The following is a 12496-nucleotide window of genomic DNA, read 5'->3' on the forward strand; positions in this document are numbered from 1 at the left end:
GCTGAACTCGTTTCAGCATCCAACGCTCCACAAGCAGCGGCATTGGTTGTTGCATATTGGATGCTGAAACGAGTTCAGCATGACGGAGTTAAACTATTCAGTTCCAGGCCATCAGAAACTGACCTTCACCCCGGCGCGGAACTGGCGGCCGAGGATGCCGTTGCCGGCCTGGACCGGGTTGTAGTTGAACGCGCCGTAGGTCACCGGATCGACCGAGGGCAGCGTATCGAGCAGGTTGATGACGTTGATGTAGAAGGTGAAATGGTCGTTCACCCGCACGCTGCCGACCGCATCGACGGTGATGTAGCGGCCGACGTCGCACGGCGTGAAGCCGTTCGACAGGCCGCAATCGCCGGAAACGCCGCCCTGGTCCTCCGCCGACAGATTATAGCCGCTGACATAATTGGCGGTGGCGCTGATCGTGAAGGGATCGACCTGCAGCGTGTTCTGCCAGCTGCCGCGCCATTCGGGCGTGCCCGACCCGGCCGTCAGCACGAAATTGCCGAGCGTGCCTTCATAGCTTTCGGTGGTGCCGTCGGCGAAGGTGGTGCTGAGGTTGATGATATAGCTCGCCTCGAGCGACGAGCTGAACTTCACCTTGTCGCTGAACCGGTGGGAATACATCGCCGAGACATCGATACCCTCCGACTTGATCGTGTCCGAATTGATCAGGCTGGTCGTCACGAAGGCGATGCGCGGGATGGCATTGGGGTGGAACGGATCGGGCGCGTCGGCGATGACGGTGTAGCCAGCGGGGATCGGCTGGCCCAGCAGATAGGCATTGATCGCCGGCTGATAGGGCGGCGTGGTGATCGCCCCGGTCTTCCTGATGTTGAAATAATCGACCGTGAAGGTCAGGTCCGGGATCGGCTGGAACACCGCGCCGAAGGTGAAGCTGCGCGATTTCTCCGGCTTCAGATCGGGCGTGGCGAGCGTCGTCTGGCCGACCGCCGCCGCGCTCAGATAATTCGGGCAGGCAGTCGAGGTGGCGCGGGTGCAGCCATATTGCTGGAGGAAGGAATCCGGCGCGCCGGCAATGCTGAACGGCACGAAGCCGGTGGTCGGCAACGCGTTCGCCTCGGCAAAGCTCGGGATGCGGAACCCCTTCGAATAGGTGCCGCGGATCGCCAGCTGCTTGAACGGCGTGAACTTCACCCCGATCTTCGGCGAAAAGGCGTTCTGGCCGCTCGAATATTTGTCGTAGCGGCCGGACAGATTGGCCTCGACCATGTCGAGGATCGGCGCATTGAGCTCGCCGAACGCCGAATAGACCTTGCGCGTGCCGGTGGTGCCGAAGGCGTTCAGCGTGAAGAAACGCTGGGTCGGCCCGTTATAATCGCCATTGCCGCTGGGCGCGTCGATCGCCTCGTAGCGGATCGACGCGCCGAGCCCGAGCTGGAGCGGACCGCCGGGAAGCTCCATCAGCGCGGTGCCGATGACCGCCTGGACCTGGTAGAGATCGGACGAGGAATCGGCGATGCCTTGCGGCGAGAGATAGTCGCGGATCGCCTGGCTGTTCTGCTGCGGGTTGACGAAATTATAGCTGCCATCGGCGATCACATCGAGCAGGTGCTGGATATAGACGAAGCCGTTGGTGGTGCGGCGCAAGTCGTTGTGCATCGCCGTCGCGTCGATATTGTAGGTCCAGCTGTCGAACATCGTGCCATTGATGCCGATCGCGGCGCGGTAGACGCGGCTGCGCGTGGCGTTCTGCGTCAGCGTGTCGCCGATCCGGCCGCTGAGCAGCACCGCCTGGCCCTGCGCCGCGAGCGGGTTGTTCGGGTTGAGGCGGCGGTCGGCGGCGGTGGCGCAATTGACCCGCGCGGCGCAGACATAGACCGGCAGGGTGAGCGGGCCCGATCCCGGCGCGTTCGCCGGGCTGTTGCTGACGGTCGAGAAGCGCCGGTAGAGGATGCCGGCATTGGCGTTGGCGCGGATCGCGGGGGGCAGGCCCGTGAAGAAGGTCGAGCTCTGCTGGAAGTTGAACAGCGCATAGGCCTCGGCCGAATCGCCGATCTTCGCGGTGAAGCGCGCCGAGCCGCCGAAGCGTTCGATATCCGGCGACACCACGCCGTAGCGGTTGATCTGGTCTTCCTGGCACAGGACGGTCGGGTTGGTGGCGTTGGCGGCGAGATCCGCCGCGGTCAGCCGATAGGTCGCGCCATAGGAGCAGCCCCGTGCCGGATTGAGCAGCTGGAACCGCCCGACCGGCGCGTTGTTGGCGTCGAGCGCGCGGATGTAGAAATCGCTGGTCGGCGTGAAATTGCCCGGCAGCCCGGCCGCGTTCAGCCCGTTGAGCACGAGATTGGGCCCGCACGTCCCGTTGAAGCAGATACCGCGGGCATCGTCCGAGTTGAACGGCGCCGGCAGGTCGTGGTTGAACACGGCCTTGCTGTGCACATAGAAGCCGCTGACATAGGCGTTATAGCCTTTCTCATCGAGATCGCCGGTGCCGGCGGTGAGCGTCAGGCGCTGGTTCGCGCCGACGCCGTCCTGGCTGATGCCGGCCTCGGCCCGGGCGCTGATGCCCGTGAATTTGCGCTTGGTGATGATGTTGACCACGCCCGCGATCGCGTCCGCGCCGTAGGACGACGAGGCGCCGTCGCGCAGCACCTCGATCCGGTCGACGATGTCGTCGGGGATGGTGTTGAGATCGACGAAGTTGCGCGTGCCGTCATCGGCCAGCGGAAAATAGGCGGCGCGCAGGCCGTCGAACAGCACCAGGGTCGAGCTGGTCGACAGGCCGCGCAGCGACACCGCCGAGGCCCCGCCGGCGAAGGCGCCGTTCGCGGTGAAGCTGTTGGTCAGCGCCGGGCCGTTGTTCGACGAGAGCTGCTGGATCGCATCCTGCACCGTCGAGATGCCGCGCCGGTCGAGATCGACGGTGCTCAGCACGGTGACGGGCGACGGCGTCTCGGCGTCCGTGCGGCGGAACAGCGAGCCGGTGACGACGATGTCATTCTGTGCGGGCGCCTCGGCGGCCTGCGGTTCGGGCGCGAGTCCGGGCGTCTGCGCCTGATCCTGCGCCATGGCTGGGCTGCCCGCACTGGTCAGCGCGATGGCGGTAGCGAGCAGGCGAGCGCGTAGAGTGCGTATCATGGAAATGGCCCCTTTTTCGTTATCCGGCGAATAAGGGGCGCGCGAGGTGGCCGATCCAATGGCGGGGCGGTTCAACGCCGGAAAGCTGTCGGCGAGTGTCCGGCGGGCCGATTTCGGCCGTTCGGCCGCTGCACGCGCCCGTTGAGCGGCCGGCGCCACGCAGCGCGGGGGCGAGCGTAGCGCGAGACGGGCCGAACGTCCCGCTCTTGCCGCGGGGCGTGGCGTGCCCGATAGTCCGGCAAGAGCGGCTTCGAACCGCCGCTCGATCGGAAAGCGGGTACCCCTGTCATGCCGCCCTTTCGCCTGAGCGCCGGCATCCTGCTCTATCGCAGGCGGCGCGGAGCATTGCAGGTGTTCCTCGTCCATCCCGGCGGGCCGTTCTGGGCCGCGCGCGACCTGGGCGCGTGGCAGATCCCGAAAGGCGCTGTCGAACCGGGCGAGGACCCGCCCGAGGCGGCGCGGCGCGAATTCCGCGAGGAGCTGGGCAGCGACGCGACCGGGCTGCTCGAACCGCTCGGCCGGATCCGGCAATCGGGCGGCAAATGGGTCGAGGCCTATGCGTTGGCGGGCGATCTCGATCCGGCGGGCATCGTCAGCACCGAATGCGAGATGGAATGGCCACCGCGCAGCGGCCGGACGATCACCATCCCGGAGGTCGACCGGGCGGACTGGTTCACCATCGATCTGGCGCGATCCAAGATGCTGGCGAGCCAGCGCCCCCTGCTCGACCGGCTGGAGGAGCTGGCGGGGGCGTAAAAAAACCGTTCGTTTCGAGCCTGTCGAGAAACCGAGCCGGGCGCTCGATCACCGTTTCTCGACGTCGCTCGAAACGAACGGTGTGGGGTTATACCCCCGTTCTAGTCGACCAGGCCGCGGTGGCGGATCTCGCGCCACAGCAGATCGGCGTCAGCGCCGGTGCCGCCGGTGGCCTCATAGGCTTCGACCAGCGCCTCGTCCGTGACGGCGAAGGCGGCGCGTTCCAGGAATTCCTGCGCCTCGAGGATGCGCTGGCGCAGGTCGTTGCCGAAATCGCCGCTGGCGTCGCGGCCGAACAGCGACCCTTTCTTCGTCTTGACGATGAGATCGCCGCTGTCGATCATCCCGGCGATACCGAGATCGTCGCGCATCCGCTGACGGATTTGGGCCATAGAAAGAGCGAGCATGCGCAGCGCGTAAATATCGGACATCCGCTGGGCCTTAGACGTGTCGCGGCGGGTGGATCAAGGCGGATCGGCGCGCTGTCGGCACCATCCGGCCGCTGCCCCGTCGGGACGCGCCGCTCTTGCAGAACTCCTGTTCACAGGCTCGCTACCCTTGGTTGCACACGAGTTGAATCAATTCGCGCTTGCAATGTAGGAAATTTCCTATGAGAACATAATAGGAACAAATAGAGCGGAGCGAGTCGTGAACCAGCAGGATGCTTTGCGGGAATGCCCTGGCGTGGGCACCGATGCGGTGGGCGGGCGCTGTGCGCCTTGCGGGATATCGGGGTGGCATCCGGAGGCGCGGAGCTGCCAGATGGCGGGGTGTCCGCTCGCGGCTTCGCCAGGCGCTCCCGCCCGTCCTGCCGCGCGGGACGATGACCGCGCATGATCGATTCCGCGATCCTGGAGGCGATGCTCGCGGCGGGCGCCTCGGCCGAGGTGATCGTCGCGGCGGTCAAGGCCGATGCCGCGCGCGAGGATGCTCGGCGCGAGGCGCAGCGTGCCGGCAATGCGCGGCGGCAGCGGCGCTATCGCGAGCGGCTGTTCGGGGAGGAGACGGGGGATCTGTTCGACGGGGTGGAGGCCGGCGGTGCGGCTTGCGAGGCTGACCGCCCTGGCGAGGAAAGCGAACCGGGGCCCAACTCTCTCCGTCATGCCGGACTTGTTCCGGCATCCATCGTTCCGCAAGCGCAGCCGCCGTTGCGGTTGCGGAACGATGGACCCCGGAACGAGTCCGGGGTGACGGGGGGAGAGGGCGACGTCCTTGCAACGGTCTCGGGTCACCGCGCGACGGAAGGGGACGAGGATAACGCCGGTAACGCGTCACATGACGCCCCGGCGGCCGTGACCGGTGCCATCCCCCCTTCCCTTGATAAAAGCCCCCGGACCCCAAAAATTAATCCCATCCCCCATGCACCCGTGGGGGATTCCCCGCGCGAGGCCGCCCCGCGGCGCTTCCCCTGCCCCACCGGCTGCGACCCGGCGGACTGGCGCGATCTGCTCGCCAATCGGCGGGCCAAGCGGCTGGCGATGACCGAAGCGGCCTACCGCAAGCTGCTCCGCGATCTCGCCGCCCAGGCCGATGACGCCTGGCCGCCGGGCAGGCTGCTCGCCCATGCCGCCGAGAAGGGCTGGGCGCAGATCTTCGATCCCCGCGACGACTCAGGAACCCGCCATGGCAACCGCCGCTCACGATCCACAACTGCCGGCGCCGCCGGCGCGCCGCAAAACCCTCTCGTCCGTGCCGTGCTGCGATCCGAGGCTCGCGATGCTGGTGACGGAAGCGCCGGCTTTTAGCCATGTCTGCTCGCCCGCCGACCGCAGCGCGCTGGCCGCGCTGGCGACGGCGACCGAGGCGAAGCTGGCCCCGGCAAACCCTCGCGAGATCCGGCGGATGATCGGCAAGCTCGCGCTCGGCTTTCCCGCCGGCAAAGCGAGCGACCAGGAGGCCGAGGCGCGGCTCGCGCTCTATGCCGAGGGGCTGGGCGACATCCCCGCCGATGTGCTCGGCGCGGCCTGTGCGCGGGCGCTTAGGGAATGCCGCTTCTTCCCCTCGGTCGCCGAAATCCGCGAGCGCTGCACGGGCGTGGCGGTGCGGCGCTGGGAGCTGTCGCGCATCCGCACCCTGATCGCCACGCACGATCGCGACTGGCGACCGGAAGGGGAGCCTCCAGAAACCGAACGAATGACCGCGGCACAACGCGCGCGCCTGGCGCAGATCGCCGCGCCGCTTTCCGCCTGAAGGAGACCGAGATGAACGACATGTCCCTTTCGCCCTGGGAGCGCGAAGTGCTCGCCTGCGTGACCGAGGCGGCCGAGGCCGGGCGCGCCGCGCCGACCGGCGACGAGCTGCAGGAACGCTGCGGCTGCGATTCCATCAGCACCACCGTCCATCTGGTCCAGCGGCTCGAGCGCAAGGGGCTGATCCGGGTCGAGCGCTATCAGCGCACCCGGCGCATCACCGTGCTGGCGACGGGCAAGGCGACCGCGCCGGTGACCAACAAGACGCCGCACTGGCGCACGAAGAAGCGGCCCGGCCGCATGCCCTCCGCCTCGCTGCACATGGTGAAGGCGCGCGACCCCGACATGGCGATGAAGATCATCAAGGCTGCGCGCGGCGAGGGCATGACCCTCGACGATTTCATCGCCGAGCTGGTCTGGGCCGGCTGGCAATCGCGCGAAGAAGCCTTTGCCGCTCGGGTGGCGGCGCTGGGCTGAAGCGCGGCCGATCGATTCAACCTTGCCGGTTTCCGCGCCATGGCTGCGGTACCTTCAGGAGAGCCTCATGGTCGACAGCATCGATCCCTTCACCAGCCCGAACCCCACCAGCCCCGAGAGGATCGTGGCGCCGGACCCCGAACCGCCGGTCGTGGCCAATCCCAACCGCCCGCCCCAAGCTCGACCGGAGCCGGAGGACGAGACGAGCGAGCAATGGATGATGCGCCTGATCGAGGAGAACCAGCATCTGCTCCGCCCGCGCCCCCCACGGCCGCCGGCCCCGCCTCCTTCGCCCTGGGACGGGCCGATCTCGAGCTGGAAGGTGCCGGACCATCTGAGCCTACGGCACCGCAACGGCGGCTACATGGCGATGGCTCTGATGTCGCGCACGATGGACGACCTGGACGAAGTCACCGGCGGCACACGCGCCGCCTCCTATGAGGAAGTGGACAAATATTTCGGCCACGCGCTGATCGCCGAGGGGCTGGTGCCGTTCAGCTTCACGCCCGACGAGGCGACGCGGTGGTGGAAAGGGGGCGGGTATCGGGTGTTGGGCGGCGCTGCGCCCGAAGCAGCGCCAACCCCGTCACCGGTGGCCAGTGCGGCGAACGCCACGTATATGACCAACGACTCAGCGCCGGACGCGCAAGGCGACGCGTCGACCCGGCCGCCTGTCGATGTGAATTCCAACAATATGACCACTAATGGCGTGGCGATCGACAATGTTGTCGATCCGCCCCAAACCGGGACAGGCGCAAGCGTCCCGGCCGGGCAGCAGAGCCCGGCCGCCATACCGGCATCGCCGCCTGCAGCTCCCGCTACCACTGCACCGGCCGCACCTAGGACCACCGCACAGGCCGCGCCTAGCCCGGCCGGGAACCAGACCGCTGTACAACCGGCCAGCCCTGCAAAGGACGCGACCAAACCAACCGCGACTCCAATCTCTATGGGAAAGAGACATACCTTTAAGGACAATCAGGCAAATCGTATTACCGGGGCATATCTGCCGCAGAGCGACTTCATTGCTGCCCTGCAAAATGGACTATTGTCTTCAGTAGAACCCGATACCAGAAAAGGCAAAGGAGGGCTGAATAACGACCGCGACTATCAGAAGGCTGTAGACGCTGCGCCTGAAATCCCGGCAATTGCGAATATCGATATTTCGGCCGATCCCGAAGCAATCGCATTCGTAAAGGCGATTGCGCCAGTCTTAGCGAAATCTCGAGCGGGGGGGAAAAAACCGGCAGGTCGAAAAATATCTGATGGTCGAATGGGACTCAAGCACAAGCAGATACGTAGTGACCGCAATAAAGATACTTCCGGCACTCGGAGGAAGCGTAATTGATCTTAAACCCAGATTCCCCGAAAATGTCGCGGTGTGGGGCAAATCCCGGCCACGCGCCTTTGTTATCCACACCCACACCGTTGGCGATGGCTTTAGTGAAGTTCCGGGTCCTCGCGATGCGAATGTGGTCAAAAGCTGGCTTGTCCCTAATTTTGTGGTGGAGGACAATGCGAAGTCTCCCATTATTCATCAGGTAACGATGATACGCGGGGAGACGAATCCTGAGACCGGACAATCGAAAGCCCCGGAAATCGGTGTCGGAAGAATGATGAGCAGCGGGGTTTTTAAGGCTATCCGATACGCCGGAATGCCCAAGTGAGTATCGGGCGCGCCTGCCATTTTATTCGGCGAGACCGACACCCGGTCACTTCGAGAGCCCAAACCATGATAACTCTTGACAGGCACGGAACAAAAAGGGATCAATGAAGCGGGAACAGCCTCCCTGGGTGCGGGCTGCGCGGAGATCGGAACTACCTCGCGCTTTCTTGTCAGCATAATGAGAGGCGGGACATTCCGATCTGAAGGATTTCCGTCACAGGATTATTGAGGTCTGGTTACTTGGATCATTGATGATTGCGAGGAAGCGTGGAATGAAGCTCATCCGCCTGTTCTTTGTATCGGTATTGGCAACCCTGCTATGTGGCGCAACGGAACCCAAGGCCAAAACATCCATCGTCCTCGCAAAGCCCATTAAAATCCTGAAATATTTGGGACCGGATCCTTATGAAGAAATACCGAATGATAGCGTCTATCTCGTAAAGATGAAAACAATATCATTAGTAAGCGGTGATTTTTCCGGTCGTACTTTTAATGTTAGGATGAATGCGCATATGCCACAATATATTTTTCTCAATGAAGAATATGCAGTGGTCTTTGATCTCGTAGATGGGGAATACCATGCCCTGGGAGCCATTGCGACAGAAAAATATTTCTGCCTATCTCAGGAAGATATTAAAAAAACTGATATTCCGCCCGAATCCTTGTATCGTATTATCGGCTCCGGAGAAGCCGATAGCGACATGAAATGCTACTATATACCTGAGCAATATCCAAAATCATCGACGAAATAATTTCGCTTATGCAGCGATAAACAAGAGAACTCCAAAGATTCACAAACAGAGATATGTTACAGGGGAGGTGGATGCACTTGCCGGGCTGCAATCCGTAACGGTGACACGTGCAATTACCCCTCTATTGTCACGCGCAGATACGCCCTCGCGCCCTCAAATGCGACTTAATACCAAAAGCCATAATGGCGCAGAATTAAGTGGTTATTGCACGTGTCACCGTTATCCCAGAAAGTAATCCCACAGGCGTTCATATCGCCGTTGAGATGGCGCTCCTTCGGTCTGAAAGGTTTCTAGACGTTCGCATTCGAGAGATATCTCTTGACCAAATGAGAACAAACAGAGATCATAATTCTCATATTGTGCAGTTGGGTTGTTTGGTGACTGGAAGAGACAGGGCGGCCTCACGTTCGGCATATTCTGGATGAGCGAGACGATTTATGCGTTCCACGGCCCGGCCTGCAGTTTTTGTGGCTCTTTGCGCTGCGCTGTTGGTCGTCGCCTTGATATTCGTTCCGACGGAAAAAAACGATGCAGTGGCCTCGGGGATCGACAAACCCGCAACCATGCTGCGTGCGGCTTTGCACAGCATGGACCCGTGCTTCAACGGAACGAACCAGAGACCGGATTGCCTGATTTTCATGGTCGAGCCGGATGACTCCCCGTCGCCCATCGATCGATTGGAAATGAACCCCATCCTGTTCAACATCGCCGAGGATGGGGAGACGAGTATCAGGGCAGAGGTTCCTCCTGCCTTCTTTCAGGCCATGAACTATCTGTTCCCGCATTGGCCCCAGTCCCGCCAATGGCTGGCGCAGGCGCTGGAGAATACCCGTGTCAGCGGATGCCCCCGGATGGCGCACATCCGGGACGTGTGGGTCATCGTTCGCCCTGGCGTTACCACCCAGATGGATACCTATGCGGATGTGATGATCACGCGGAACGAGATGGAAGTGGAGGAATGGCGGAAGCTGGACGATCTCGCGTGCAACGACAGGCCGCCAGTCGTCGAGGAGATACAGTGATGATGAAGAGATAAGGTCATCCAGCCCGTGCCGCGCGAGTGGCGAGACTGGTCTGAAGCCCTTCGATTCTGTCGGTACGCGCGCCATGGCGGTGGGGACATTCAGGAGAGCCTCATGGCCGACAGCATCGATCCCCTCACGACCCCGAACGCCCGCAATCCCGAGACGATGGACGCGGTTGACCCGGGACCCGCCATCGCGCCGCAACCGGCCGATCCGAACCGCCAGCTCGACGCCCAGCCCGCGCCCGAAGAGGAGACCAACGAACAATGGATGCACCGCTTCATCGCGGAGAACGCCCACCTCGCCCGCCCGCGCCCCGAGCGCCCGCCCCCGCCGCCGCCATCGCCGTGGGACGGCCCGATCTTGAGCTGGAAGGTGCCGGATCATCTCAGCCTGCGGCACCGGAACGGGGGCTATATGGCGATGGCACTGTTCTCGCGGACGATGGACGACCTGGACGAGGTCACCAAAGGCGAGCGCGCCGCGACTTATGAGGAAGTAGACAAATATTTCGGCCATGCGCTGATCGCCGAAGGTCTGGTGCCCGTTACCTACACCGCCGACGAGGCGATCTGGTGGTGGAAGTCCGGTGGGTACAAAGTGTTGGGGGGTGCGCCCGACATTGTACCGGAGTCGCCTGCAAGCGGCCAGACAAGCGGTGACGCGATGTCCGAGCCACGAGACAACATGGCACAAAGATCACTTATCGATATGAACTTCAATGGCATGGGAGTCGACGACGGCGTCGATCCGCCTCAAGTCGCGAGCGATCCTGGCGTCGATCCTTTCAGCGCAGACGTGCTTGGGCCGCGCAAATCCCCGGCGAACGATCAGGCCAATCTATCCGTATCACCCTCCAGTCCGGCGACCGGCCCTGCGCCCGCGCCCGCGCCCGGGCCCGCGCAAGGTGATGTTCCAGCCTCGAACGGAAGGGACGGGACTCCGAAATTGGCCGGTCCGCCGCCACCCATTGTTCCAATAGAAACCCATAAGGCCGGAGCGGATTGGGTTATCTCGGCCGATATCGACAAGGACGATATCGGCCGCCTGTCCGGACGGGATATCATCGTAACGCCGAAGATCCGACAAGCGGCGATAGATCACGTCACAATGTTGGCAGTCGCGGCGGGAGCGAAGGAAATACTCGCCTATGGGTACCTTATGCCGGACGGCACGATCGAAGTTCGTGTGGCGAGCGGCGAGGCCGGGGACTTATATCATAAAGGAACGCCCTCAGGTCCAGGAAAGGTGATCTTTGGAATACACGGCCATCCTGACGACGCGGTCGGAATGGTGGACAATCCGTCCGAAAATCGTGGCTTCGGCGACACGACCGTATTGAAGAAATACGGGATCCCTATGGCGACTGTCTATCATGGACAGATCGGATGGCATGAGATGGTGAAGGGTCAGCTGATCTTCACAGCCCCTTCACAAGCATTCAATGGCAACGAACGATACTCACTGAGAAGCAATCTGAACATGTCTCAGAAAAGATTCCTTGCTCCAAAAGAGAAGAAAAAGAAGGAAGCAAAAAAGCGATGACAACCCTGTAGTCATTTAAGCAAGCTTCTCCCTTAACCGAGCGTCACGAAACCTGCGACGGAGATCGAGAGGATGTCGGAAGGCTGCAGCCTCTCATCGTCACCGCGAGCGATGATCGTCAGCTCAGTCCCGGAGCGGAGGAAGTCAATCTTATAACAGATCACGCCCGTCCCGCCCGGGCACGAGGTGACGCCACCCATGTCAAACACGCTGCCAGCCTTGAGAATGGCCGCCTCGCAGCTTTGAACCTCCGACGAAACGACATGCTCGCAAGGCTGGGCCTTGAGCGTGCCAGCCTTGACCGCCGCAAGTGCCATGTCGAGCGCGAAGCCGGCCTGCACCGCATGGAACGCGTCGGGCGCCGGGAACCACATTGCCCGGTCCGATGCGTCGTCGGGATCCGCATCCTCGCGCTCACGCCACTTTTTATCGACATCGGAGCACGCCTGTTGCCAGATCAGCGTTGTGCTCCCGACTTTGGCGTCGCGCTCGATCTTTGGCAGGCGGACGATGTGGAAGGTCCGCCATGCCTCGATGGCATATGGCCGAAGCTGTGCTTTCTCATAGGGTTCGCCCTCCTTTTCGGGAGCATATTTCAGCCTGACCAGATCACGGCGACAGATGCCCTCGAATTCGGTGCCGACCGACCGGGTGGTCAGGTCGACATCGCGGATTTGTCGACGATTGATCGGGACGATCCTTTCAGCCGGCTCCAGAATGGACAGCATGTCCCGCCGCACCATCCGGTTTGCCTCCTGAAGCGTCATCGTCCTTAGCTGCTCGGTCGTCTGCCGCCGCTCCCGTGCCTGGGCGGGGTTTGTCGACACGAGCGCAAGGAGGCATGCAATCGCCATCCAATCCGTGGGACGCGCAAACCCGAACCACCTGGTTCCACGCCGATGCCTTTTATCCATTGCCGCCATCCTCGTGCGCTCAGGAGATCAGCGTACAACGTTCCCTCAATGTTCCGCAAGCCGGCGGTGACGGGTC

General features: G+C 62.8%; 11 protein-coding genes. 8 read left to right on the top strand and 3 right to left on the bottom strand.

Annotation, left to right across the window (positions count from 1 at the left end; genetic code table 11):
• Nucleotides 1–111: 111 nt before the first annotated feature.
• On the bottom strand, nucleotides 112–3099 hold the full coding sequence (locus ACZ1I5_RS17410) for a TonB-dependent receptor domain-containing protein (protein ID WP_465170501.1): 2988 nt from the start codon (nucleotides 3097–3099) through the stop codon (nucleotides 112–114).
• Between the two features lie 288 nt (nucleotides 3100–3387).
• Between ACZ1I5_RS17410 and ACZ1I5_RS17415 the strand changes: the two genes are divergently transcribed.
• Nucleotides 3388–3855, top strand: coding sequence for an NUDIX hydrolase (locus ACZ1I5_RS17415; RefSeq protein WP_465170502.1), 468 nt, complete (start codon nucleotides 3388–3390; stop codon nucleotides 3853–3855).
• 101 nt (nucleotides 3856–3956) lie between these two features.
• On the opposite strand, the gene ACZ1I5_RS17420 is transcribed toward ACZ1I5_RS17415, so the two are convergent.
• Nucleotides 3957–4286 carry a hypothetical protein gene (locus ACZ1I5_RS17420; protein WP_465170503.1) on the bottom strand — a complete coding sequence of 110 codons (330 nt, stop codon included), beginning with the start codon at nucleotides 4284–4286 and terminating at the stop codon, nucleotides 3957–3959.
• A gap of 402 nt (nucleotides 4287–4688) precedes the next feature.
• On the opposite strand from ACZ1I5_RS17420, the gene ACZ1I5_RS17425 reads away from it, so the two are divergent.
• From ACZ1I5_RS17425 to ACZ1I5_RS17455, 7 genes are all read left to right on the top strand, one after another.
• Nucleotides 4689–5600, top strand: coding sequence for a hypothetical protein (locus tag ACZ1I5_RS17425; RefSeq protein WP_465170504.1), 912 nt, complete (start codon nucleotides 4689–4691; stop codon nucleotides 5598–5600).
• A complete protein-coding gene (locus ACZ1I5_RS17430) occupies nucleotides 5572–6045 on the top strand; it encodes a hypothetical protein (protein ID WP_465170505.1) in 474 nt (157 codons plus the stop codon). Before ACZ1I5_RS17425 ends, ACZ1I5_RS17430 begins: the two co-directional genes overlap by 29 nt.
• Before the next feature lie 11 nt (nucleotides 6046–6056).
• The gene (locus ACZ1I5_RS17435; RefSeq protein WP_465170506.1) at nucleotides 6057–6521 is read left to right on the top strand and encodes a LexA family transcriptional regulator; all 465 of its coding nucleotides are present in this window, start codon (nucleotides 6057–6059) and stop codon (nucleotides 6519–6521) included.
• Nucleotides 6522–6588: 67 nt separating this feature from the next.
• A complete protein-coding gene (locus tag ACZ1I5_RS17440; protein ID WP_465170507.1) occupies nucleotides 6589–7866 on the top strand; it encodes a hypothetical protein in 1278 nt (425 codons plus the stop codon).
• 590 nt (nucleotides 7867–8456) lie between these two features.
• Nucleotides 8457–8936, top strand: coding sequence for a hypothetical protein (locus ACZ1I5_RS17445; RefSeq protein ID WP_465170508.1), 480 nt, complete (start codon nucleotides 8457–8459; stop codon nucleotides 8934–8936).
• Nucleotides 8937–9373: 437 nt separating this feature from the next.
• Complete coding sequence (locus ACZ1I5_RS17450; RefSeq protein WP_465170509.1) at nucleotides 9374–9958, top strand: hypothetical protein; 585 nt, start codon at nucleotides 9374–9376, stop codon at nucleotides 9956–9958.
• Between the two features lie 114 nt (nucleotides 9959–10072).
• Nucleotides 10073–11506, top strand: a complete 1434-nt coding sequence (locus tag ACZ1I5_RS17455; RefSeq protein WP_465170510.1) for a hypothetical protein — start codon at nucleotides 10073–10075, stop codon at nucleotides 11504–11506.
• Nucleotides 11507–11538: 32 nt separating this feature from the next.
• Here the strand turns inward: ACZ1I5_RS17455 and ACZ1I5_RS17460 are convergent, their stop codons facing one another.
• Entirely contained in the window at nucleotides 11539–12273 is a 735-nt protein-coding gene (locus ACZ1I5_RS17460; RefSeq protein WP_465170511.1) for a hypothetical protein, read from the bottom strand.
• Nucleotides 12274–12496: the final 223 nt, after the last annotated feature.

This window comes from Sphingomonas sp. BL-S-30, assembly GCF_055521475.1.